We start from the raw sequence: 24248 nt of genomic DNA, 5'->3' as shown, positions 1-24248 counted from the left end.
TCTGCCGAGCTTTCCATGCCTGACCTGCTAGACCGCTACCCGCTTACGGCGGGCACTTATCATGAACTGCTCGACGGCAGTGGCGCGGTGCGCCCGCACTGGCGGCGGCTGTTCGATCAGTTGCAGCGCAGCACGCCGGCGCAACTGGTGCAGCGGCAGGCATTGCTGGCGCGGCAGATTCAGGAAAATGGTGTCACCTATAACGTCTATGCCGACCCGAAAGGTGCGGACCGGCCGTGGGAGCTGGATTTGCTGCCCCACGTGATTGCCGCCGATGAGTGGCAGCAATTATCGGCAGGCATCGCCCAGCGTGCGCGCCTGCTCAATGCTGTGCTGGCGGACTTGTATGGCCCGCAACGGCTGATCAGCGAAGGTTTGTTGCCGGCAGAGCTGGTCTTTGGACACAACAATTTTCTCTGGCCGTGTCAGCATATCGCGCCGCCGGAAGAGATATTTCTGCACCTGTACGCCGTGGATCTGGCACGTACGCCGGACGGGCGCTGGTGGGTGACTGCCGATCGCACACAAGCGCCATCGGGCGCCGGGTATGCCCTGGAAAACCGCACCATCGTGTCCCGTGCCTTTCCCGAGTTGTACCGCGATCTGAAGGTGCAGCATCTGGCCGGGTTCTTCCGCACATTGCAGGAAACTCTCACGCGACAGGCGCCGTGTGACGATGACGCACCGCTGGTCGTGCTGCTGACACCGGGGCGCTTCAACGAAAGTTATTTCGAACATTTGTATCTGGCTCGCCAGCTCGGTTATCCACTGGTGGAGGGCGGCGATCTGACCGTGCGCGATGCCACGGTCTACCTGAAAACCCTCAGCGGTCTGCGCCGGGTGCACGCGATCATGCGCCGGCTCGATGATGATTTCTGCGATCCGCTGGAGCTGCGTACGGATTCGGCGCTCGGTGTTCCCGGTCTGCTCGAAGCGGTGCGTCAGGGCCGCGTGCTGGTCGGCAATGCATTGGGCAGTGGCGTGCTGGAATCGCCTGGGTTGCTGGGTTTTTTACCGAAGATCAACCAATACCTGTTCGGCGAAGATTTGATCCTGCCGTCGATTGCGACGTGGTGGTGCGGCGAGGCGCCGGTGTTGGCGCAGGCGCTGGAAAAGCTGCCAGAACTGTTGATCAAACCAGCGTTCCCATCACAAAGCTTCGCGCCCGTGTTGGGCCGTGATCTGAGTGAAAAACAGCGTCAGGCGCTTGGCGAACGCATGCAGGCGCGCCCTTATGCCTACGTTGCGCAAGAATTGGCTCAATTGTCCCACGCGCCGATCTGGCAGGCGGAAAACGGTCAACTGCAACCACGGGCCATCGGCATGCGTATGTACGCCGTGGCCAGTGGTGAGGGTTATCGTGTGCTTCCCGGTGGTTTGACCCGGGTGGCCGCCGAGGCCGATGCCGAAGTGGTATCGATGCAGCGCGGCGGCGCCAGCAAGGACACTTGGGTGCTCGGTGATCGCCCACCCAGTGGCGAGCAATGGAAGAGTCAGCGAAACGTCGGCGTGCACGATCTGGTGCGCCGCGACCCTTATCTCCCGTCGCGAGTCGTTGAGAACCTGTTCTGGTTCGGCCGTTACTGTGAGCGCTGTGACGACAGTGCGCGACTGCTACGGATCATGCTCGCACGGTATGTCGATGGTGATGACCCGCAAGCGTTGCAGGCGGCGGTCGACCTCGGTGAGCGGCTGACGCTGCTGCCGGACGAAGGTGAACTCCCTGAGCGCCTGTTGGCAGCGCTGCTGGGTGAGGACTGGTCGTTCAGTCTGCGTTCCAACCTGCAGCGTTTGCAGTGGGCGGCCTCGCAGGTGCGTGGCAAGCTCTCGCGCGAGAACTGGCAGGCGTTGGTGGAGTTGCAGCGCGAAGCGATGGACCTGGATACCGATGAACCCGACTTCGGCGAGCTGCTGGATTTTCTCAACCGGCTGGTGATGTCGCTGGCGGCGCTGTCCGGATTTGCCCTCGACGACATGACTCGCGACGAAGGCTGGCGCTTTCTGATGATTGGCCGGCGCATCGAGCGACTGCAGTTTCTCAGCAGCAGCCTCGCGGCGTTTCTGCGTGGCGCCGGTGCTTTCGATCAGGCGGGCCTGGAGTGGCTGCTGGAGTTGGGCAATAGCAGCATCACCTACCGCTCGCGTTACCTGGCCGTGGCGCAATTGATTCCGGTGCTCGACCTGTTGCTGCTGGACGAGCAGAACCCGCACGCGGTGTTGTTCCAGTTGAAGCTGGTGACCCGCACGTTGAAGCGTTTGAATGATGACTTCGGTGTCCCACGGGAAGCGGGGTTGCCGCAGCTGGTCGAGCGTCTTGCGCGTTTTGATCTGGGTTGCCTGGAGAATCCATTGTTCGGGGAGGCCAGCGTACGAGCGGCGCTCAATGGTCTGGCGGATCTGCTGCAAGAGATTGCCGATGCCAGCGGTCAGGTCTCGGATCGTCTGGCCTTGCGCCATTTCGCCCATGTCGATGACGTCAGCCAACGCACGGTGTCTGTCTGATGAATGCTCGATACCAGATCTTCCATGACACCTGTTACCACTACGACAGCCCGGTTTCCCTGGCGCAGCAACTGGCGCACCTGTGGCCGCGTGAATGCGGCTGGCAGCGCTGCACCGAGCAGCAATTGCTGATTAGCCCGGACCCGACAGCGCGGCGCGATGAGCTGGATGTGTTTGGTAATCCGCTGACCCGATTGGCGTTTGAGCGGCCGCATGACGAATTGCAGGTCAATGCACAACTCACCGTTGAAGTGCTGGCGCGGCCGGCGCTGGACTTTAATCAGTCACCCGCCTGGGAGCTGACCCGCGATGCGCTGACGTACAGCAGTCAGCCGTTGTCCGCTGAGTTGCTCGAAGCCTGTCGCTACCGGTTCCAGTCACCGTACGTGCATCTGAAACGCAGTTTCGTCGAATTCTCGCAAAGTTGTTTTCCGGCAGGCAGGCCGTTGCTGTTGGGCGTGCAGGACTTGATGCAGAAGATTTTCAGCGAATTCACTTTCGATGCCGAGGCAACCCAGGTCGCGACACCGCTGGTGGAGGTGCTGGAGCGGCGACGCGGGGTTTGTCAGGACTTCGCCCATTTGATGCTGGCGTGCGTGCGTTCGCGAGGATTGGCGGCGCGCTATGTCAGTGGATATTTGCTGACACAGCCGCCACCGGGGCAGCCACGCTTGATCGGCGCCGACGCGTCGCATGCGTGGGTGTCGGTATTTTGTCCGGTGCTGGGATGGGTGGATTTTGATCCGACCAACAATGTGCAACCGGCGCTGGAGCACATTACATTGGCGTGGGGGCGGGATTTTTCCGATGTGTCACCGTTGCGCGGGGTGATCCTTGGCGGCGGCAATCACGACCCGGAAGTGCGCGTTACCGTGATGCCGCTGGATTAGCGACGATCAAACTGTAGGAGTGAGCCTGCTCGCGATAGCGGTGTGTCAGTGGAAATATTTGCTGCTGACACACCGCTATCGCGAGCAGGCTCACTCCTACAGGGGGAATTGGGTATTTCGGGGAAGGCTGTGAGGGCCGGCAGTGAAACCGCCAGCCCCGTCACAAATCCGCAGGGTCTGATTCGATCATCAAACCCGGTGGGGCTCAGGCATCGGGCGCCTGATCTTTCGGTGCTTCGGTTGCATCAACATCATCTTCCGGTGCCACTTCACCCTCAGGGTTCAGTGCTGCTTCTTCAGCGGTTTGTTTCTTGCGCTGAAGCTTTTCCTCTTTCTTCTGTTCCTTTGCCAGGTCTCGTTGACGTTTGGCGAAGGAGTAATTGGGTTTGGCCATGGGCGTTCCTCTTGGTCGAAGGTGAGGTTGAGCGGCGCGTATTCTGCCCTGTATCGGTGCCCGGTGGTTAGCCGGGTTTTTGGTCGACCCACTTTGGCGTGACGGTCGGCTTCCAGTTGTCCAGGGCATCGAGCAGCGTTTGCGGCGACTCGCTCACTTGCAGCATGTCACGGTGTGGCGCTCGAACGAAGCCTTCGCCGACGATATGGTCAAGAAAAGCGGTGAGTTTGCTGTAGAAACCGTTCACTTCCAGCAGGCCCAAAGGTTTACCGTGGTAGCCGAGCTGGCCCCAGGTCCAGACTTCGAACAGCTCTTCCAGCGTGCCGAGGCCGCCGGGCAGGGCGATGAAGGCGTCGCTCAGTTCAGCCATGCGCGCCTTGCGCGCGTGCATGCCTTCAACCACTTCCAGGCGCGTCAGGCTCTTGTGGCCGATTTCCTTGTCCATCAGGCTTTGCGGGATGATGCCGATCACTTCGCCGCCGGCAGCCAGTGCCGCATCGGCAACGATGCCCATCAAACCCACGGCGCCACCGCCGTAGACAAGGGTCAGTTTACGCTCGGCCAAAGCCCGGCCAAGGGCAATGGCGGCTTCGGTGTAAGCCGGATCAGTGCCAGCATTGGCACCACAAAATACACACACGGATTTCAGAGACATGCCTTCCTCCTGGGTCAATCCGTCACAGGGTAATGGCTGGCACGCCGTGATCCAAGGCCTAAACTTCGCGTTCAGGCGATTCAAACGTACCGCTGGCGCCACAGGCGTAGGCGGCGAGCAAACTGCACAACAGACCGTTAAAGAACATGACAGGCACTCCGTCTCAGTAGATGCGCCGATCATAGGGCCGGCCGGGGAATCTGGCCGTTAGATTGTGTCGATGAGTGTCATAGCCTGAAAGTTGTATACAATTTTTGACTCAAGTCATAGGAACTTGCGAAGATTTCAGGCAGTCTTTCCACCATTCGTGTTTTTGTTAACCCTGCCTTGGAGATTCACCATGTTTTCCAAAGTTGTTGCGGTATCCCTGCTGGCGCTGGCCAGCAGCCAATTGATGGCTGCCGAGTGCAAAACCACCGTTGACTCCACCGATCAGATGTCCTTCAACACCAAGGAAATCGTGATCGACAAGAGCTGCAAAACCTTCACCGTTGAACTGACCCACTCCGGCAGCCTGCCGAAGAACGTCATGGGCCACAACCTGGTGATCAGCAAAGAAGCTGACATGCAGCCAATCGCTACCGCTGGCCTGGCCGCCGGTATCGACAAGAACTACCTACCGGAAGGTGATGCACGCATCATCGCTCACACCAAGATCATCGGCGCCAAGGAAACCGACTCGCTGACCTTTGACGTTGCGAAGATTGCTGATGGTGGCTACGGCTTCTTCTGCTCGTTCCCTGGCCATATATCGATGATGAAAGGCACCATTACCGTCAAGTAATTGAGTCAGGCATAAAAAAAGCGTCTCTCGGGACGCTTTTTTGTTTTCTGTAGGAGCTGCCGAAGGCTGCGATCTTTTGCTCTTGATCTTCAAAGCCAGATCAAAAGATCGCAGCCTCGTTTCACTCGACAGCTCCTACAGGGGGCTTTCAACTCACGGGGCGAATGGCATCACGCGCTTGTGATGGGTCTTGTTGTAAGTCGCGACGATAATGTCGAACGCTTCCTGACGCACCGGCTCACCGTGCAGGAACGCGTCAATCTCGGCGTACGTCACGCCATGGGACGCTTCGTCGGGTTTGCCCGGCGACAGATCCTCAAGGTCCGCCGTCGGCACTTTCTCGACCAACGACTCCGGCGCGCCAAAGCTGCGTGCAATCGCCCGCACCTGATTCTTCACCAGACCGCTGAGCGGTGCCAGATCACAAGCGCCGTCACCAAACTTGGTGAAGAACCCCATCACCGCTTCCGCTGCATGATCAGTGCCGATCACCAGCCCGTGCGCGGCGCCGGCGATGGTGTACTGGGCGACCATGCGCATCCGCGCCTTGGTATTGCCCAGCACGAAGTCCACCGACACGGCGTGCTTGCCCTCAAAAGCCGCCACTTCACTGGCCAGCGATTTCACCGCCGGGCCGATGTTGACCGTGTGGCGCTCATCCGGAGCGATGAAATCCACCGAGGCCTGGGCATCGTGTTCATCGAACTGGGTTTCGTACGGCAGGCGCACGGCGATGAATTTGTAGCTGTTGTCGCCGGTCTGGTCGCGCAGCTCACGCATCGCGCGCTGGGCCAACAGGCCGGCGGTCAGCGAGTCGACACCACCGCTGATGCCCAGCACCAGCGTCTTGAGCCCGGAATTGACCAGGCAATCCTGAATAAAGGCAATGCGTCGGGCGACTTCGGCCTGCAGGGCCTGGTAGTCGGCGAACGGCGGTTGCACCTTGAGCTGCTCAGCAATCTCACGCTGTACGGCTTGCATGAATTCACTCCTTGCTAGATAGACGGGAATCGGCAGGAACCTGGAACACGTGTCGCAAGTAGGCGACGAAATTCGGGTCTTTGCAGTGGGACTTGCCTGGCTCGTCGGAGATCTTCGCCACCGGTTGGCCGTTGCAGGCAGTCATTTTAAGCACGATGCTCATCGGTTCGACACCCGGAATGTCACAGGTGAGGTTGGTGCCGATGCCGAAGCTGACGTTGATCCGACCGTGCAGCGCGCGGAAGATCTCCAGCGACTTGGGCAGGGTCAGGCTGTCGGAGAACACCAGGGTCTTGCTCATCGGGTCGATGCCGAGCTTGTGATAGTGAGCGATGCATTTTTCGCCCCACACCACAGGGTCGCCAGAGTCGTGGCGCAGACCGTCGAAAAGCTTGGCGAAAAACAGGTCGAAATCGCCTAGGAAGGCATCGGTGGTGATGCAATCGGTGAGCGCAATCCCGAGCAAGCCACGATACTCGCGGACCCAGCAATCGAGCGCGGCGATCTGGCTGTCGATCAGCCGTGGACCGAGCTGCTGATGGGCCATGATCCATTCGTGGGCCATGGTGCCCAGCGGCTTCATGTCCAGTTCCCGCGACAGGTGCACGTTGCTGGTGCCGACGAAGCGCCCGGGGAAGTCGTGTTTGAGTACATTCACCACTTCAGCCTGCACGCCATACGAAAAGCGTCGACGGGTGCCGAAATCGGCGACTTGCAGTTGCGACAACTCATCGGCTGAGGCATTGGCGGTCAGCCAGTCGAACTTGCGATAGAGCTGTTCCCGCGCCTGTTCGAGCACGGTTTCGCGGTAGCGATAGCGGTTGCGCACTTCGCTGACGATGGCCAGCAATGGCACTTCGTAGAGGATTACATGCAGCCACGGCCCGCGCAGACGGATGAACAACTCGCCGTTTTCGATACCGGTGTGCACATAGCGCAGGTTGAAGCGGAACAGCCCGAGGAAACGCAGGAAGTCCGGTTTGAGGAAGCTGATGCGCTCAAGAAAACTCAGTTGATCGGCGCTCAGGCTCAGCTCGGCCAGCCGCTCGATCTGAAAACGGATCTCGGCCAGATACGGGCGCAGATCCTCGCTGTTACGGCAACGGAACTCCCATTCGACTTCGACGTTGGGGTAGTTGTGCAGCACCGCCTGCATCATCGTCAGTTTGTAGAAGTCGGTGTCGAGCAGGTTCTGCACGATGCGATCGGCAAACACACTCTCGCTCATAACGGGGTCTCCAGGTGCGCCGCGCCTGTGCGCGGTCTCAATCAATGGCGCTAGTGGCGCATATCAGCGGTGGGGATTGCCAGTGCTTTTTTGATTTCAGGTGAAAGATCCGCTGAGGCCATACACCTTAGCCCGCAAAAATTGTTCATTTTCGGTTGTACCTCAAGTGCGGCTTGAAGCACTTGTTCAAGACAGTCCCAGCTCTTTATATACTCGGCGAGCAGAGAGTGTCTTGGTATCAGCTTGGTTTCAACTGCTTTAATCATGGCAGCTCTTATCATTTCGTTGGTGGCAATTTTATACATGGATGAAACTTCCTTTGAAGGAGATCTGTTCCAGCGTATCAACGCCATCCTGAAGTAATACATAGGCAGGAAGTATCAGGCGATAGAAGTCGGAGTCGTTGGTGCCTTTAATGGTGACTGATGTGAAAGTCTCCAAGAGACTGGCCGCGGCGCGGATTCTGAAGCAGGCGTCTTCAAATAACTGATCAGGTGCGGCGTGCGAGTCTATAAAGAAGGTGGGGATATTAGTTGCGTTTGCTTTGAGCGGATGAAATCGATTCATGGGATAAGCTCCTTCAGGTTGTTTTAGACGTGACAGATCGAGGAATCTAATATTGTTTTAGTTTGAAGATTGGGTTTTTTGGTTTGCCTTCTGCAGAGCCATTACCTGGTTTAATGGCTCTGCATCTGTTCTATCTATGCCTGAGCAATCTGTTTGCTGATTTCCGGGGAGTCAGAGGACTCGCCAAGTTTCATTGTGCTTGAGCGGCAAGCTAGCGGTGGCCACGCCACAGGATCAAGATCCAGATCAAGAAATAATTTTGAATCGAAAATGGGTGTCTCGACTCCAGCGCGGCGTTGGTCATCGTAATCACGCAAGATGCGCAGGCATATCTTGAAAAGCAAGGCCATCGTTATCAGGTTGACGAGTGCCAGTAACGTCATGGTGATATCTGCAAAAGCCAAAACAGTGGAAAGATCTTCGACCGATCCCCAGAACACTAGAGTCAACACCAGCGCGCGATAGAGAATCAGCACTTTGCGAGGTTCGTCAAACATGAAGCGCAAACTGTTTTCTCCCAAGTAATAGTTGTAAAGCATCGCCGTGAATACAAACAACGCAAGCACCACGCTGATAAACATCCGCCCCCATTCTCCTACAACGGCTGCCAGCGAGTTTTGTGCCAGAGCGATACCGTCACCTTCAAGGCCCGGAGTGTAGAAACCGGATAATAAAATCATTAGTGCAGTGCATGTGCAGATCACGAATGTATCGATGAAAACACTCAGTGCTTGTACGACGCCCTGTGCAACCGGATGACTGACCGTCGCTACTGACGCAACGTTGGGAGCACTTCCCAGACCTGCTTCGTTGGAAAATACTCCGCGTCTGACCCCCATGATGATTGCACTGCCAATCAGACCGCCAAGCGCCTCATCCAGGCCGAGGGCGTTTTTGACAATGGTGACCAGCATTGTCGGAACTTGATCGAACTGCAGAATCAACACGTAGCCCGTTACGCCGATATAGGCGAGGACCTTGATAGGAACCAAAAGGTCGGCTACTGCTGCTATGCGCTTTATCCCGCCGATGAAGACGACTCCCAGCATCAAGGAAAGTGCGAGTCCTGACCACATGGGTGGCAGACCAAACGCATCCTTTAGCGAGTGAGATACTGCATGGGACTCGAGACCATTGATTGCAAAGCCGAAGGTCACCAGCATTAATACAGCCGCTATTATCCCGAGCCAGCGTTTGCCCAGACCGTGCTGGATGTACCAACACGGACCCCCTCGATAGAGACCGTTTTCGTCGTTGCGTTTATAGAGCTGGCCCAGCGTGCATTCGAAGAGGCTGCTTGACATACCCAAAAGTGCGGTCATCCACATCCAGAATACGGCGCCGGGCCCACCCATGCTGACGGCAATCCCGACCCCAACGATATTGCCGGTGCCCACGCGTCCGGCAAGACTGAGTGTGAGTGCCTGAAATGAACTCAATTGATGGCTGCCTGCGCGCCAACTTCCGTGTAAAACACCGAACATGTGGCGGAAATATCTAATCTGGACAAATCCCGATCGGATAGTGAAATAGCTTCCCAATCCAAGAACTAAAGGTATTAATACCTTGCCCGACAAAAAATCGTTGATGACGTCTAGCATTCAAAGCTCCTTGCTATATAGAGTGCTGGCGAATTAATGGTGTCGTCAGTCCTGAAGGCTTTCAGATGTCGTAATATCCAGCCATATTTCATCCGGCGCAATTTCGCAAGTTGCTTAAAAGTGATGCGAGTTGCTGCTATGGTTGCCTCTTCTTGATTTTTGTTGGATTACTGTATGTGTGAGTTTCTTCCGGCAAACTTGAGACTGCTGTGTAGTCACTACCGATCTGTCGCGGAGGTTTGTAGGAAAGTTCGCATTAATCGTGGGCAATTCAATAAGTACCTTTGTGGGAAAAGCGTTCCGACACCTTTTAATCTCAAACGAATCTGCGACTTCTTTGGTGTGGAGGAGTTTGAGATTGGACTTCCAACGGAGCAATTCATCAACCTGATTGGCGTGAAAGCCCGTAAGAACCCAGCCTTGGGCGAGGTAACTGCGCCACAGATAATGCATGAGCATCTGCGTCAGAAGTCCTCAGCGGAACTGAAAGCCCACATCGGTTATTACTACGAGTATTACCACGCAATGACTGACCCCGGCTCCATTCTGTGTTCGCTCGTGCATGTGCGGGGGGAGGGGGATGACGTCGTCTACGAGAGAAACGAGCGCTTACAGATAGCCGGGGCGGGGGAAGATTTTGAACGGTATCAATATCTGGGTGTTGCTTATTACCTGCGTGATCGCTTGTTTTTCATCGACTATGAGTCGCTTACCTCCAACGAAATCAGCCAGACCATTCTCATCCCAAGTTTTAAAAGCTGTATTACACGGCTCAATGGTTTGAAAATAGGGGTTTCAGCGGCGGATCATCGTGCTCCAGCGTGCTCAAGGGTTGTCTGGGAATATCTGGGACAGGAAATCAATCGCGTCGATGCCTATCGACGCGTTCGGTTGTACAAGCCTGATGATTGCGCTATCGATGACGATCTGCGCGCGCGTCTGGCTCAGGCTCAGGTTGTTGAGGGCCTGTTTGTTATCGCCTGACAGAACCCATAGCAGGCTGCGATCTTTTGATGTCGGCCTTTTAAGATCAAAAGATCGCAGCCTCGTTGCACTCGACAGCTCCTACGGGGAGATCGATCAGGGATTGTCGATCTGCTCCAGCATCCATTTGACGAAGTCGCGCACCTTCGGCACTTCCGCCGCATGCTCCGGGTACGCCAGGTAATAAGCGTCGGTACTGGGCATGGCATGCTCAAAGGGAATGACCAGTTTGCCGTCGGCCAATTCCTCTTCCACCAGAAACCGCGGCAACAGCGCCACACCGCAGCCGACCTGCGCGGCACGAATGCACATATAAAAGGTTTCGAAACGCGGCCCGTGATAGCTGTGTTCGGTCTGGTAACCCTGACTGTCGAACCAGTCGTGCCAGGCTTGTGGGCGCGAGGCATTTTGCAGCAGCACCAGATCGGTAAGTTGCGTCGGGTCAGTAAACGGTGTGTCCGGCAGGCTGCCAGGCGCACAGACGGGCACCAGTTCTTCGCCGAACAACTTCAGGCACTCCGTGCCCGGCCGTGAGCCCTGACCGAAATAAAACGCCAGATCACTGCGCCCTTGCAGCAGATCATCCGCTTCCTGCTCGTTGCACAAATCCAGATGAATCGACGGATGGCGCAGCCGCCAGCCTTTCAGGCGCGGCACCAGCCAGCGCGCGCCGAATGTCGATGGTGTAGACACGCGCAGGACTTCAGTTTCGCCGCCGTAGGAACGCAGGTAATGCGTCGACATCTCCACTTGCGAGAGAATTTTTCGTACTTCGACCAAGTACAAATCCCCGGCCGGGGTCATTTGTAAACGCCGACGTACGCGGCGGAACAACAAATGCTGCAACAGTTCTTCCAACTGCGCGACCTGCTTGCTCACCGCGCTCTGGGTCAGGTTCAGTTCCTCGGCGGCGCGGGTGAAGCTCAAGTGCCGGGTCACGGCTTCGAAGCACTGCAATGCAGTGAACGAGGGCAAGTGGCGTTTGTTCAGCATGGCCGATCCTTTTCTTGTCTTTCTAGCGCTGCATGAATAAACGGAATGATATCTCGCGTAAAGGTCGTTTGTTGCCTCGCCATTGTGACGCTACAACTAAAGGCCTGCCCGGTCGCGAAAAAGCGCCCGCACACATTCAGTTTTTTGCTTGAGGAGTGACCCATGGTTGCCGCATTGCTTGATCGTCTTGGTGTGAACCCGGCCCTTTACCAGAACGGCAAAGTGCCGGTGCATTCGCCGATCGACGGCAGCCGCATCGCCGCCGTGAACTGGGAAGGCCCGGCCGAAGTCGAGCAGCACATCAGTCGCGCAGATCATGCGTTCGAGCAGTGGCGCAAGGTGCCAGCCCCGCGTCGTGGCGAACTGGTGCGTCAGTTTGGTGAAGTGTTGCGTGAATACAAAGCCGACCTCGGCGAACTGGTTTCCTGGGAGGCCGGCAAGATTACTCAGGAAGGTCTCGGTGAAGTGCAGGAGATGATCGACATCTGCGACTTCGCCGTGGGTCTGTCCCGTCAGCTGTACGGTTTGACCATCGCTTCCGAGCGTCCGGGCCACCACATGCGCGAAACCTGGCATCCGCTGGGCGTGGTCGGGGTCATCAGCGCGTTCAATTTCCCGGTCGCAGTGTGGGCGTGGAACACCACGCTGGCGCTGGTCTGCGGCAACCCGGTGGTGTGGAAACCGTCAGAGAAAACCCCGCTGACCGCGTTGGCCTGTCAGGCACTGTTTGATCGTGTAGTGAAGAATTTCACCGACGCCCCAGCGAATCTTTGCCAGGTGATTATTGGTGGTCGCGACGCAGGCGAAGCGCTGGTCGATGACCCGCGTGTCGCGCTGATCAGCGCCACTGGCAGCACACGTATGGGTCGTGAAGTGGCGCCGAAGGTTGCCGCTCGTTTTGCTCGCAGCATTCTGGAACTGGGCGGCAACAACGCGATGATCCTCGGCCCAAGTGCCGATCTCGACATGGCGGTACGTGCAATTCTGTTCAGCGCCGTCGGCACTGCCGGACAGCGTTGCACCACCTTGCGCCGTTTGATCGCCCATGAGTCGGTCAAAGAAGAAATCGTCACCCGCCTCAAAGCCGCGTACTCGAAAGTGCGTATCGGTAACCCGCTGGAAGGCAATCTGGTCGGCCCGCTGATCGACAAACACAGCTTCGAAAACATGCAGGACGCGCTGGAGCAGGCGTTGAGCGAGGGCGGTCGGGTGTTTGGTGGCAAGCGCCAGCTCGAAGATCAGTTCCCTAACGCCTATTACGTGTCGCCGGCCATCGTTGAAATGCCGGAGCAGAGTGACGTGGTCTGCAGCGAAACCTTCGCACCGATTCTGTACGTGGTCGGTTACAGCGACTTCCAGGAAGCGCTGCGCCTGAACAACGCTGTGCCACAAGGCCTGTCGTCGTGCATCTTCACCACGGATGTGCGCGAAGCCGAGCAGTTCATGTCGGCGGTCGGCAGCGACTGCGGCATCGCCAACGTCAACATCGGCCCGAGCGGTGCGGAAATTGGTGGCGCGTTTGGTGGCGAGAAAGAAACCGGTGGTGGTCGTGAGTCGGGTTCCGACGCATGGCGCGCTTACATGCGCCGTCAAACCAACACCGTGAACTACTCGTTAGAGTTGCCGCTGGCGCAGGGCATCACATTCGATTAAGCAGCAGCGAGCTTCAAGCCCCAAGCTACAAGCAGATCGGCTTGCTGCTTGTAGCTCAAAGCTTGCAGCTGCTCCGACAGGAGCTTGGCAATGCCGTTACGCGAAGAATGTCTGTGGGAAAAGCTTACGCCGCAAAGGCCGGATAACACCGCGCTGAAGGGCGAAGTCAAAGTCGATGTCTGTGTGATCGGCGCCGGGTTCACCGGATTGGCGGCGGCGCTGCATCTGTTGGAAAAAGGCAAAAGCGTCTGTGTGCTGGAGGCTCATCGCGCCGGTCACGGCGGTTCGGGGCGCAACGTCGGGCTGGTCAATGCCGGCATGTGGATCCCGCCGGACGAGATCGAGGCCGGTTTCGGCGAGGCGGTTGGCAGCCAGCTCAACCGCATGCTCGGGGCCGCGCCGGCACTGGTGTTCAGCCTTGTGGACAAGTACAACATCGATTGCCAGTTACGCCGCGAAGGCACGTTGCACATGGCGCACAACGCCAAGGGCGAGGCGGATCTGCGCAGTCGTGAACAACAATGGAAACGCCGTGGTGCGCCGGTCGAACTGCTGACCGGCAAGGCTTGCGAACAAGCCACCGGCACGCAAAAGATCGCTGCGGCTTTGCTCGATCGCCGCGCCGGTACGCTCAATCCGATGGCGTATGTCACCGGGCTGGCCAATGCGGTAAGCGGTCTCGGTGGGCAAATGTTCGATCATTCGCCGGTCACTCGGCTTGAGCGTCAGGGCTCGAACTGGTCAGTGCAGACCGAGCACGGTTCAGTATTGGCCGAACAAGTGGTCATCGCCTCCAACGCCTACACCGAAGGCGACTGGACCGAACTCAAGCGCAACTTCTTCCCCGGTTATTACTATCAGGTCGCTTCGGTGCCGCTAAGCGAAGACGCCGCCCAGGAAATCCTCCCGGGCGGGCAGGGATCGTGGGATACACGCCAAGTATTGAGCAGCATCCGCCGTGACAAAGAAGGGCGCTTGTTGCTCGGCAGCCTGGGCAATGGCAATCAGAAACCGACGTGGTTTCTCAAGGCTTGGGCCGACCGCGTGCAGCAGCATTACTTCCCCAATCTGAAACCGGTCGAGTGGGAATGCACTTGGACCGGGCGCATCGCATTCACGCCTGATCACCTCATGCGCCTGTTCGAGCCGGCACCGGGTCTGGTGGCCGTCACCGGTTACAACGGCCGTGGCGTCACTACTGGCACCGTGGTCGGCAAAGCCTTCGCCGACTACCTGTGTAACGGCGATCCTCATGCTTTGCCGATTCCTTTCGCACCGATGCAGCCCTTGGCGGGTGTGGGCTTGCGCAGTTGCCTGTACGAGGCCGGATTCTCGCTGTATCACGCGGGCCAGTGCCTGCGCATTGTGATTTGAGTGTTGAAATATGTTGCCGGAAGCGGCGCTTTTCGATGTAGCGACTAGCCTGTAATGGTGCGGGTTGTAGCAGTCCCGCACCAGCAGTGTGCAGTTCGGTGACGCGGGCTGTTACAGGCTGGTTGCACGTCGTTTGGCGCCGCGGTTGCAATGATGGCGCGTGCGGGTTGCGCCTGAAAAAATAAATGGTTTTACCTTCCGCGGTTTAGACGGTTGCACGCCCAATGAAAATGGGAACGAAACAGTCGAAATAACAAGAAAGCAGCGACTTTTTGAAGAATAAAAAACCGATGGCACGGCCCTTGCTCAGAGCATTCAGTGAAGTGAAGTCGCAGTGCCAACTAAAAAAAACCTTGGAGCACCACCTCATGTCCCAGACGTTTTACAAGAAAGGCTTTCTGGCCCTCGCAGTGGCTACTGCGTTGGGTGTTTCTGCGTTTGCTCAAGCTGATGTGAAAATCGGTGTAGCGGGTCCAATGACTGGCGCCAACGCGGCATTTGGCGAGCAGTACATGAAGGGTGCACAGGCGGCGGCTGACGCAGTCAACGCGGCGGGCGGCGTCAACGGGGAGAAAATCGTACTGGTCAAGGGCGATGACGCCTGCGAACCGAAGCAGGCCGTGACGGTCGCCAAGGACCTGGTCAACCAGAAAGTTGCTGGCGTGGTCGGTCACTTCTGCTCTTCTTCAACCATTCCAGCCTCGGAAATTTACGACGAAGCCGGTGTGATCGCGATCACCCCGGGTTCCACCAACCCGCAAGTGACCGAGCGCGGCCTTAGCGCCATGTTCCGTATGTGCGGGCGTGACGACCAGCAAGGTATCGTCGCCGGTGACTACATTGTCGACGTGCTCAAAGGCAAGAAGGTTGCCGTGCTGCACGACAAGGACACCTATGGCCAAGGCCTGGCGGATGCCACCAAGGCTCAGCTTGAGAAGCGCGGCGTGAAGCCAGTGCTGTATGAAGGCCTGACCCGTGGCGAGAAAGACTTCAGCGCCGTGGTCACCAAGATCCGCGCGGCTGGCGCCGATGTCGTCTACTTCGGCGGTCTGCACCCGGAAGCCGGTCCACTGGTCAAACAATTGCGTACCGAAGGCCTGAAAGACGTCAAGTTCATGTCCGATGACGGCATCGTCACCGACGAACTGGTGACCACCGCGGGCGGCCCGCAATACGTCGACGGCGTGCTGATGACCTTCGGCGCCGACCCGCGTCTGCTGCCGGAAAGTAAAACCGTCGTCGATGCCTTCCGCAAGGCCGGCACCGAACCAGAAGGCTACACCCTGTACGCCTACGCTTCTGTTCAAACCCTGGCTGCCGCTTTCAACGGCGCCAAGTCCAACAGTGGCGAGAAAGCTGCCGAGTGGCTGAAGGCCAATCCGGTGAAAACCGTCATGGGTGAGAAAGCCTGGGACAAGAAGGGCGACCTGAAAGTCTCCGACTACGTGGTGTACCAGTGGGACGCGACTGGCAAATATCACCAGCTGGAAAAACAGAAGTAAGGGCTGACGCGATCAGTTAACCCCCACCGATCCCCTGTGGGAGCGAGCTTGCTCGCGAATACGGGGTGTCAGTCGCCGTCGCTGGTAGCTGATACACCGCTTTCGCGAGCAAGCTCGCTCCCACAAGGGGCCGGGGTGGTCGTTCTGATCGTGGCTGACATTGCTCCGACGTAAATCTGTATTTTTCCTAGAAGAACCGCACATCACAGGTGTGCAGGTTCTCACTGCGTGAGATTGCGTTATGGATGGTATTTTCCTGCAGCAACTGGTCAACGGCCTGACCCTCGGGTCGGTCTATGGCCTGATCGCCATCGGCTACACAATGGTCTACGGCATCATCGGCATGATCAACTTCGCCCACGGCGAGGTTTACATGATTTCTGCTTACCTGGCGGCAATCAGTCTGGCTCTGCTGGCGTACTTCGGTATTGAATCCTTCCCGCTGCTGATGCTCGGCACTCTGATCTTCACCATCGTCGTTACGGCGGTGTATGGCTGGGTCATTGAACGAGTCGCTTACAAACCCCTGCGCAACTCCACCCGACTGGCACCGCTGATCAGCGCCATCGGTATTTCCCTGATCCTGCAAAACTATGCCCAGATCAGCCAGGGCGCCCGCCAACAGGGTGTTCCGACGCTGCTCACCGGCGCCTGGCGCGTCGACATCGGCACCGGCTTCGTTCAGCTCACTTACACCAAGATCTTCATCCTGGTGGCCGCGTTCGTCGGCATGGGGCTGCTGACCTACGTGATCAAGTACACGAAGCTCGGCCGCATGTGCCGCGCCACTCAGCAAGATCGCAAGATGGCCTCGATTCTGGGGATCAACACCGACCGCGTTATCTCCTACGTGTTCATCATCGGTGCAGCCATGGCGGCATTGGCCGGCGTGCTGATTACCATGAACTACGGCACGTTCGACTTCTACGCCGGCTTCGTCATCGGTATTAAAGCCTTCACTGCTGCGGTACTCGGGGGGATTGGTTCGCTGCCGGGTGCGATGCTGGGCGGGATCATTCTCGGTATCTCCGAGTCGCTGTTCTCCGGCCTGGTCAACTCCGACTACAAAGACGTGTTCAGCTTCTCGCTGCTCGTACTTGTTCTGGTCTTCCGGCCGCAGGGCCTGTTGGGCCGTCCTCTTGTGTCGAAGGTGTAAGCGATGTCTTCAACCACTCAAAAAAGCATTGATATCAAAAAAAGCCTGGTTGAGGCGATTCTGGCCGGCCTGATTGCCCTGATTGTTTTCGGGCCGATTGTCGGCGTCGTACTCGAAGGTTACAGCTTCAATCTTGAGCCGACCCGCGTAGCGTGGCTGATCGGCATCGTCATGATCGGCCGTTTTGCCCTCAGCCTGTTCCTGCAAACGCCCAAGGGCCTGAAGATTCTCGATGGATTCGAGAGCACCGGTTCCGGTGTGCATGTGCTGCCGGCCGATCACAAAACACGCCTGCGCTGGATCATCCCGCTGTTGATTGTGCTGGCGATCATCGTGCCGTTTGTCTCCAACTCCTATCTGCTGGGCGTGGTCATCCTCGGGTTGATCTATGTGCTGCTGGGGCTGGGATTGAACATCGTGGTCGGTCTGGCCGGCCTGCTCGACCTCGGTTACGTGGCGTTCTACGCCATCGGCGCCTACGGTCTGGCGCTCGGTTATCAGTACCTGGGCCTGGGTTTCTGGACGGTGCTGCCGCTGGCGGCAATCACGGCGGGGCTTGCCGGGTGCATCCTCGGTTTTCCGGTGCTGCGCCTGCACGGCGACTATCTGGCGATCGTGACGCTGGGCTTCGGTGAAATCATTCGCCTGATCCTCAATAACTGGTTGTCGCTGACCGGCGGCCCGAATGGCATGCCGGCACCGCTGCCGACGTTCTTCGGTCTGGAGTTCGGCAAACGGGCGAAGGATGGCGGGGTGCCGTTTCACGAGTTCTTCGGCATCGCTTATAACCCGGACGTGAAGTACTACTTCATCTACGCGGTGTTGTTCCTCGTGGTGCTGGCCGTGCTGTACATCAAGCATCGGCTGGTGAAAATGCCGGTCGGCCGTGCGTGGGAAGCTCTGCGTGAAGATGAAATCGCCTGCCGCTCGATGGGCCTTAATCACGTGCTGGTCAAGCTCTCGGCGTTCACCATCGGTGCATCGACGGCCGGTCTCGCCGGTGTGTTCTTTGCAACCTACCAAGGCTTCGTCAACCCGACCTCGTTCACCTTCTTCGAATCGGCATTGATCCTCGCCATCGTCGTACTCGGCGGCATGGGCTCGACCATCGGTGTGGTGATCGCCGCGTTCGTGCTGACCGTCGCCCCGGAATTGCTGCGCGGCTTCGCCGAATATCGCGTGCTGCTGTTCGGCATCCTGATGGTGTTGATGATGATCTGGCGACCACGCGGGCTGATTCGCATCAGCCGTACCGGGGTCACTCCACGCAAAGGTGCCATTCACTATGAGAGGACTGCGCCATGAGTGAAGTCGTACTCTCTGTTGAAAAACTGATGATGCATTTCGGTGGCATCAAGGCGTTGAGCGATGTCAGCCTGAAGGTCAAACGCAACTCGATCTTCGCCTTGATCGGCCCCAACGGCGCCGGCAAGACCACGGTGTTCAACTGCCTGACCGGGTTCTACAAAGCCTCCGGCGGCAAGATCGAACTCAACGTGCGCGGCCAGCAGACCAACGTTATCCAGTTGCTGGGCGAATCGTTCAAACCGACCGATTTCGTCTCGCCGAAATCTTTCCTCAGCCGCATGTACTACAAGATGTTCGGCGGTACGCACTTGGTGAACCGTGCAGGCCTGGCGCGGACCTTCCAGAACATTCGCCTGTTCAAGGAAATGTCGGTGCTGGAAAACCTGCTGGTGGCTCAGCACATGTGGGTCAACCGCAACATGCTCGCCGGCATCCTCAACACCAAGGGCTATCGCAAGGCCGAAAGCGATGCGCTGGACTGCGCGTTCTACTGGCTGGAAGTGGTCGATCTGGTGGACTGTGCCAACCGTCTCGCCGGTGAACTTTCCTACGGCCAACAGCGCCGTCTGGAGATCGCCCGGGCCATGTGCACGCGGCCACAGATCATCTGCCTCGACGAACCGGCCGCCGGCCTCAACCCTCAGGAAACCGAAGCGCTGAGCGCGATGATCCGTCTGCTGCGTGACGAGCACGATCTGACCGTGGTGCTGATCGAACACGACATGGGCATGGTTATGAGCATTTCCGACCACATCGTGGTGCTGGACCACGGCATCGTCATCGCCGAAGGCGGGCCTGAAGCGATCCGTAACGATCCGAAAGTGATTGCCGCCTATCTGGGCGCCGACGAAGAGGAGCTGGTATGACCCGACCGATCCTCGAACTCAAAGACCTCGACGTGTTCTACGGACCGATCCAGGCGCTCAAAGGTGTTTCGCTGCAGATCAACGAAGGTGAAACCGTCAGCCTGATCGGCTCCAACGGCGCCGGCAAATCGACGTTGCTGATGTCGATCTTCGGTCAGCCACGGGCGGCGGGCGGGCAGATTCTCTATCAAGGCGTCGACATTACCCACAAGTCCTCGCACTACATCGCTTCCAACGGCATTGCGCAGTCGCCGGAAGGACGGCGGGTATTCCCCGACATGACCGTCGAGGAAAACCTGCTGATGGGCACCATCCCGATTGGCGACAAGTACGCCAAAGAGGACATGCAGCGCATGTTCACGCTGTTTCCACGGCTGGAAGAGCGGCGCACCCAGCGGGCGATGACCATGTCCGGCGGTGAGCAGCAAATGCTCGCCATTGCCCGAGCACTGATGAGTCGGCCGAAGTTGTTGCTGCTCGATGAGCCGAGCCTCGGGTTGGCGCCGATTGTGGTGAAGCAGATTTTCGCGACCCTGCGCGAATTGGCGAAAACCGGGATGACGATTTTCCTCGTCGAGCAGAACGCCAATCATGCACTGAAGCTGTCGGACCGGGCGTATGTGATGGTTAACGGCGAGATACGCCTGACGGGCACGGGTAAAGAGTTGCTGGTGAATGAGGAGGTGCGTAACGCCTATCTGGGCGGGCACTGATTCCTCGACGTTATGCACAGCCCCGGCGACGCAAGTCCCGGGGCTTTTTCATTCCTCAAACATACCGCACGCCTGTGTAGGAGCTGCCGAAGGCTGCGATCTTTTGATGTTGTCTTTAAAGATCAAAAGATCGCAGCCTTCGGCAGCTCCTACAGGGAATTGATCAGTGATTTCAAGTGTTGCATGAAATTGTGGAAAACAAATTCCCCAAGCTGTGAAAGCGCGACATATAGACGCTGCAAATGGCTGTTTTTCCACAGATTTGACTTGTCCCCGTTTGCTGTGGAGCTGGCTGTGAATAACGTGGGTGTATCTGGCTGCGCGCCATGTAAACCGTGGCCTGCAAGTGTGTGGTTGTTTTTTGATCAGGCGTTTTTGCGGGGCTTGAAGTCTTCGTTGTCAACCATTTTATAGCGTCGCGGATAGCAGTGATTCCGGGTGAACAATCCTGTGGATAAGTCTGTGATTAAACTCTGGAAAGACTGCGCTGAGGGCCGTAATTACTGGCCTCGCGCAATCACTGCGTTGACGCGTCAGTCGTGCAAAATGCCATCTCCGGCACATCCGCCGCTTCAGGGTCAAGCAAAAAACTTTCTATTTCGCACGCAAAGCCTTGTGTGGCGCGGCTTTACGTGTTTGCACTTGCCCCCGGAAACTGTGGAAGGGACTGTGGATAACATGCGTGCACATGGCTACAGGCCACGGTGGCTATGGTGTTGGTACGCTTGGTTGTTTTTTGTACAGCTTGTGGGTGTTGCCCGTGAAAGCGCGGGCGGGCATGCTGCCTGCTGAATTTCTATTCCAAGGGCTGCCCCGGCGGCCGAAGCAAGGAGAACACGATGTCCAACACCCTGTTTATCACCGGCGCGACGTCCGGATTTGGTGAAGCCTGTGCCCGCCGTTTTGCCGAGGCTGGCTGGAAACTGGTGCTGACCGGTCGTCGTGAAGAACGCCTCAATGCGCTGTGCGCCGAACTGTCGAAGCAGACCGAAGTGCATAGCCTGGTGCTCGATGTGCGTGACCGCAAGGCGATGGAAGAGGCGATTGCCAATCTGCCGCCATCGTTCGCCAAACTGCGTGGTCTGATCAACAACGCAGGTCTGGCACTGGGCGTGGACCCGGCGCCGAAGTGCGATCTGGACGATTGGGACACCATGGTCGACACCAACGTCAAAGGCCTGATGTACGCCACGCGCTTGCTGCTGCCACGCCTGATCGCCCATGGTCGTGGCGCCGGCATCGTCAACCTTGGCTCTATCGCCGGCAACTATCCGTACCCGGGCAGCCACGTGTATGGCGCGACCAAAGCGTTCGTTAAACAGTTCTCGCTGAACCTGCGTTGCGATTTGCAGGGCACCGGCGTGCGGGTCAGCAACATTGAGCCGGGGCTGTGCGAAAGCGAGTTCTCGCTGGTGCGTTTCGCTGGTGATCAGGAGCGTTACAACGCGACCTACGCGGGTGCCGAGCCGATCCAGCCACAGGACATTGCCGAGACGATTTTCTGGGTGATGAATGCGCCGGCGCACATCAATATCAACAGCCTTGAGTTGATGCCGGTGAGCCAGACCTGGGCCGGTTTTGCCATCGAGCGTAATAAGGCCTGACACCGCGTCATCGTTCTTCGCGAGCGAGCTCGCTCCCACATGAGACCGCGATCAAATGTGGGAGCGAGCTTGCTCGCGAAGGGGCCGCCACAGGCAATAAATTCCGATAAGGTAAACTCCCCTCGCAACAACCCAACCGCACCCCGCGGTTTTCAAGGTTTTCGAGGAGTCAAAGTGAGTAACCGAGGTGAGCAGGCACTGCTCAAACAATCGACCATTCTGATGTTCGCCGTGGCGATTGCCGGGATCGTCACCGGTTTTGTTTCAGGTTCGCAATCCATCCTGTTTGATGGTTTTTTCTCGCTGATCGCAACGTTCATCAAGGTCTTGATGCTGATCACCGCCAAGTTGATTGCCAAGGAAAGCAACCACCGCTTCCAGTTCGGGTTCTGGCATCTGGAGCCGATGGTGCTGCTGATCGAAGGCAGCTTCCTGATGTTGATCGCGATCTACGCGTTCCTCAACGGCGTGTTCGGCATCATCAACGGTGGCCGCGACATCGAGTTGGGGCTGGTGATCATTTATGCCGCGGTGTTTACCATGGTCGAATTCGCCTACTTCTTCTACGTACGGCACCGCAATCGCAAGCTAAAATCGAGCCTGATCCAGTTCGACAACATCAGTTGGCTGGTGGATGCGATGCTGTCTGTGGGCCTGTTGATCAGTTTCCTTGCGGCGCTGCTGCTCAAGTCTCAGGGCTATGGTCAGTGGGCGGTGTATGTCGACCCGTTGATCCTGATCGTGCTGGCGCTGACCATGTTGCCACCGGCGTTCAAGATCCTTGGCCCGGCGCTGCGCGATGTGCTGGGGATCGCCCCGGATACGCTGGATGATCAGGTGCGCCAGGTGATGGAGGCGGCGAAATCCGAACATGGTTTCGACGATTACGTGTCGTACGTGCAGAAGCACGGTCGGGCGCGGTTTATCGAGATTCATGTGGTGTTGCCGGCGGATTATGCGTTGAGCAATGTCGGACAGCTGGACGCGTTACGCGAAGAGATATCGGCGAAGCTGGGCAAGCCGGATGCGGCGCGCTGGTTGACCATCAGCTTTACCGGGGACAAGAAGTGGATCGCCTAGAGACCGCATAACGGCTAATCGTCGGATCGCCGCCCGGAGCAGGCTCACTCCTACATTTGGAATGCGTTCCCCTGTAGGAGTGAGCCTGCTCGCGATAGCTATTTATCCGTCAGCGCAGATATTCAGCCAGGCCGCTATAGCAAGTCGCCAGGTGATACGGCGTAGTAGAAGGCATGTCCTTGCGACTCACCTCGCCCAATTCATCCCGACACTCATGCCAGCCACCTGCATGCAGAAACCGCTGCTGCAACGCCTGCAATTGGCGCAGCACCACCGCTTCACTGCCCTGACGCAACGTCAGCGCGCGCAGATATTCCGCCTGAGCCCAGATCCGCTGAGTCGAGTCTCGCGGGCGCCCGTCCGTTTCCAGATCGAGCATCGCCCGCACCGCGCCGGATGACTGCACCACACCGTATTGCTCGGTAAAGGCAAACGCCCGATCCAGCGCCGCATGCAGTTTCGAACCGCGCAACAACGGCGACGATTCCAGCAGGAAATACCATTCGAACTGATGCCCCGGCTCATACCAGTTATCCACAGCGCCGAGCGGCTTCTCCATCAACACGCCATATTGCGGATCGACGAACTGCTTGTGCATGGCCGTGCATAACTCCAGCAATACCTGCTGCGTCTGGGCATCTTCGCGAACCGCCAGGGTGGCCAGAAACGCTTCGGCCAGATGCATCAATGGATTCTGCAGCGGACCGGTTTGCAGGGTGATCCAGTCGCGCTCCAGGCAGGCTTCGTACAAGCCATCGCCGGTGGCAAAGCGTCGGCCAATGATTTCCAGCGCCGCATTCAACGTCGACTCAGCCAACGGATCGCCGGACTTCTCCCAGTAATGCGCGCAGGCAAACAGGATGAAGGCGTGGGTATAGAGGTCCTTGCGCTGATCCAGCGGCTTGCCTTGTGCGTCGATGCTGTAGAACCAGCCGCCGTGTTCGGCATCATGGAAGTGCCGTTGCAGCGAGCGGAACAGCGCCGCCGCACGGATTTCAGCGTTATCCACAACCCCGATCAGACTGGAAAACAGATACAACTGCCGTGCACAGGCCATCGCTCGATAGCGTTGCGGTGGCAGCGGCTGATGCGCGGCGTCTAGCGCCTCGTAGGGCAGCGCCATGTCGGCGTTCCAGCCCGGGCCTTGCCAGAGCGGCACGATCACGTTGACGAAGTGCTGTTGCACAGCGCCGAACAGGGCGGTCAATTCGGGCAGGGAGGTGGAGCGGGAAGCGTGGGGCATGGGCGGACGTCGTCACGGGCTGGGGCGATTGCGCGACATGGTAGCAGAGAGACCGGCATCAGAGATGCGGCGTCTGATCGGCCGCCTTCGCGAGCAAGCTCGCTCCCACAGGTTTTGTGTATGCCACAAATCCAATGTGGGAGCGAGCTTGCTCGCGAAGGGGCCAGTTC

General features: G+C 57.9%; 22 protein-coding genes. 13 read left to right on the top strand and 9 right to left on the bottom strand.

What is annotated here, in order from left to right; genetic code table 11:
* Nucleotides 1–15: 15 nt before the first annotated feature.
* A complete protein-coding gene (locus tag FGA82_RS12675; protein ID WP_141127321.1) occupies nucleotides 16–2502 on the top strand; it encodes a circularly permuted type 2 ATP-grasp protein in 2487 nt (828 codons plus the stop codon).
* Nucleotides 2502–3392: a transglutaminase family protein gene (locus tag FGA82_RS12670; RefSeq protein WP_141127320.1), complete on the top strand. Its 891-nt coding sequence runs from the start codon at nucleotides 2502–2504 to the stop codon at nucleotides 3390–3392. The genes FGA82_RS12675 and FGA82_RS12670 overlap by 1 nt, the downstream gene beginning before the upstream one ends.
* 205 nt (nucleotides 3393–3597) lie before the next feature.
* On the opposite strand, the gene FGA82_RS12660 is transcribed toward FGA82_RS12670, so the two are convergent.
* Both FGA82_RS12660 and FGA82_RS12655 read right to left on the bottom strand, forming a co-directional pair.
* Nucleotides 3598–3786 carry a hypothetical protein gene (locus FGA82_RS12660; RefSeq protein WP_034151625.1) on the bottom strand — a complete coding sequence of 63 codons (189 nt, stop codon included), beginning with the start codon at nucleotides 3784–3786 and terminating at the stop codon, nucleotides 3598–3600.
* A 67-nt stretch (nucleotides 3787–3853) separates the two neighbouring features.
* On the bottom strand, nucleotides 3854–4441 hold the full coding sequence (locus FGA82_RS12655) for a TIGR00730 family Rossman fold protein (protein WP_141127319.1): 588 nt from the start codon (nucleotides 4439–4441) through the stop codon (nucleotides 3854–3856).
* A gap of 340 nt (nucleotides 4442–4781) precedes the next feature.
* Between FGA82_RS12655 and azu the strand changes: the two genes are divergently transcribed.
* On the top strand, nucleotides 4782–5225 hold the full coding sequence (gene azu, locus FGA82_RS12650; protein ID WP_008078296.1) for an azurin: 444 nt from the start codon (nucleotides 4782–4784) through the stop codon (nucleotides 5223–5225).
* Nucleotides 5226–5378: 153 nt separating this feature from the next.
* Here azu and nadE read toward each other — a convergent pair whose 3' ends face one another.
* From nadE to FGA82_RS12625, 5 genes are all read right to left on the bottom strand, one after another.
* Nucleotides 5379–6206: an ammonia-dependent NAD(+) synthetase gene (gene nadE, locus FGA82_RS12645; protein ID WP_122599297.1), complete on the bottom strand. Its 828-nt coding sequence runs from the start codon at nucleotides 6204–6206 to the stop codon at nucleotides 5379–5381.
* A gap of 4 nt (nucleotides 6207–6210) precedes the next feature.
* Entirely contained in the window at nucleotides 6211–7434 is a 1224-nt protein-coding gene (pncB, locus tag FGA82_RS12640; protein ID WP_141127318.1) for a nicotinate phosphoribosyltransferase, read from the bottom strand.
* A 50-nt stretch (nucleotides 7435–7484) separates the two neighbouring features.
* Nucleotides 7485–7739, bottom strand: coding sequence for a hypothetical protein (locus FGA82_RS12635; RefSeq protein ID WP_141127317.1), 255 nt, complete (start codon nucleotides 7737–7739; stop codon nucleotides 7485–7487).
* Nucleotides 7732–8001 (bottom strand): hypothetical protein, encoded by a 270-nt coding sequence (locus tag FGA82_RS12630; RefSeq protein WP_038360420.1) that lies wholly within the window; start codon nucleotides 7999–8001, stop codon nucleotides 7732–7734. The genes FGA82_RS12635 and FGA82_RS12630 overlap by 8 nt, the downstream gene beginning before the upstream one ends.
* A 134-nt stretch (nucleotides 8002–8135) precedes the next feature.
* Nucleotides 8136–9602: an alanine/glycine:cation symporter family protein gene (locus tag FGA82_RS12625; RefSeq protein WP_141127316.1), complete on the bottom strand. Its 1467-nt coding sequence runs from the start codon at nucleotides 9600–9602 to the stop codon at nucleotides 8136–8138.
* Nucleotides 9603–9776: 174 nt separating this feature from the next.
* Between FGA82_RS12625 and FGA82_RS12620 the strand changes: the two genes are divergently transcribed.
* A complete protein-coding gene (locus FGA82_RS12620) occupies nucleotides 9777–10586 on the top strand; it encodes a helix-turn-helix domain-containing protein (protein WP_141127315.1) in 810 nt (269 codons plus the stop codon).
* Nucleotides 10587–10682: 96 nt separating this feature from the next.
* Here FGA82_RS12620 and FGA82_RS12615 read toward each other — a convergent pair whose 3' ends face one another.
* Nucleotides 10683–11579, bottom strand: coding sequence for a LysR family transcriptional regulator (locus FGA82_RS12615; RefSeq protein ID WP_141127314.1), 897 nt, complete (start codon nucleotides 11577–11579; stop codon nucleotides 10683–10685).
* Nucleotides 11580–11741: 162 nt separating this feature from the next.
* On the opposite strand from FGA82_RS12615, the gene amaB reads away from it, so the two are divergent.
* The 9 genes from amaB (at nucleotide 11742) to FGA82_RS12565 (ending at nucleotide 22835) form a co-directional block, all read left to right on the top strand.
* Entirely contained in the window at nucleotides 11742–13232 is a 1491-nt protein-coding gene (gene amaB / locus FGA82_RS12610; protein ID WP_007915887.1) for an L-piperidine-6-carboxylate dehydrogenase, read from the top strand.
* Nucleotides 13233–13322: 90 nt separating this feature from the next.
* Nucleotides 13323–14606: an L-pipecolate oxidase gene (gene amaA, locus FGA82_RS12605; protein WP_141127313.1), complete on the top strand. Its 1284-nt coding sequence runs from the start codon at nucleotides 13323–13325 to the stop codon at nucleotides 14604–14606.
* A 368-nt stretch (nucleotides 14607–14974) separates the two neighbouring features.
* Nucleotides 14975–16108, top strand: a complete 1134-nt coding sequence (locus FGA82_RS12600; RefSeq protein ID WP_064117213.1) for an ABC transporter substrate-binding protein — start codon at nucleotides 14975–14977, stop codon at nucleotides 16106–16108.
* 241 nt (nucleotides 16109–16349) lie between these two features.
* Nucleotides 16350–17264 (top strand): ABC transporter permease subunit, encoded by a 915-nt coding sequence (locus FGA82_RS12595; RefSeq protein ID WP_008078282.1) that lies wholly within the window; start codon nucleotides 16350–16352, stop codon nucleotides 17262–17264.
* 3 nt (nucleotides 17265–17267) lie between these two features.
* Nucleotides 17268–18569: a high-affinity branched-chain amino acid ABC transporter permease LivM gene (gene livM / locus FGA82_RS12590; RefSeq protein ID WP_141127312.1), complete on the top strand. Its 1302-nt coding sequence runs from the start codon at nucleotides 17268–17270 to the stop codon at nucleotides 18567–18569.
* Nucleotides 18566–19438 (top strand): ABC transporter ATP-binding protein, encoded by an 873-nt coding sequence (locus FGA82_RS12585; RefSeq protein ID WP_016985385.1) that lies wholly within the window; start codon nucleotides 18566–18568, stop codon nucleotides 19436–19438. Before livM ends, FGA82_RS12585 begins: the two co-directional genes overlap by 4 nt.
* Nucleotides 19435–20151 (top strand): ABC transporter ATP-binding protein, encoded by a 717-nt coding sequence (locus tag FGA82_RS12580; protein WP_025111825.1) that lies wholly within the window; start codon nucleotides 19435–19437, stop codon nucleotides 20149–20151. The genes FGA82_RS12585 and FGA82_RS12580 overlap by 4 nt, the downstream gene beginning before the upstream one ends.
* A gap of 839 nt (nucleotides 20152–20990) precedes the next feature.
* A complete protein-coding gene (locus FGA82_RS12570) occupies nucleotides 20991–21755 on the top strand; it encodes an SDR family oxidoreductase (protein ID WP_141127311.1) in 765 nt (254 codons plus the stop codon).
* A 174-nt stretch (nucleotides 21756–21929) separates the two neighbouring features.
* Nucleotides 21930–22835 carry a cation diffusion facilitator family transporter gene (locus tag FGA82_RS12565; RefSeq protein WP_141127310.1) on the top strand — a complete coding sequence of 302 codons (906 nt, stop codon included), beginning with the start codon at nucleotides 21930–21932 and terminating at the stop codon, nucleotides 22833–22835.
* Nucleotides 22836–22944: 109 nt separating this feature from the next.
* Here FGA82_RS12565 and FGA82_RS12560 read toward each other — a convergent pair whose 3' ends face one another.
* Nucleotides 22945–24078, bottom strand: a complete 1134-nt coding sequence (locus FGA82_RS12560) for an AGE family epimerase/isomerase (RefSeq protein WP_141127309.1) — start codon at nucleotides 24076–24078, stop codon at nucleotides 22945–22947.
* Nucleotides 24079–24248: the final 170 nt, after the last annotated feature.

The sequence above is a fragment of the Pseudomonas fluorescens genome, from assembly GCF_005938625.1.
Lineage (GTDB): Bacteria > Pseudomonadota > Gammaproteobacteria > Pseudomonadales > Pseudomonadaceae > Aquipseudomonas > Aquipseudomonas fluorescens_BD.
This window is presented reverse-complemented; position numbering and strand designations above follow the sequence as displayed.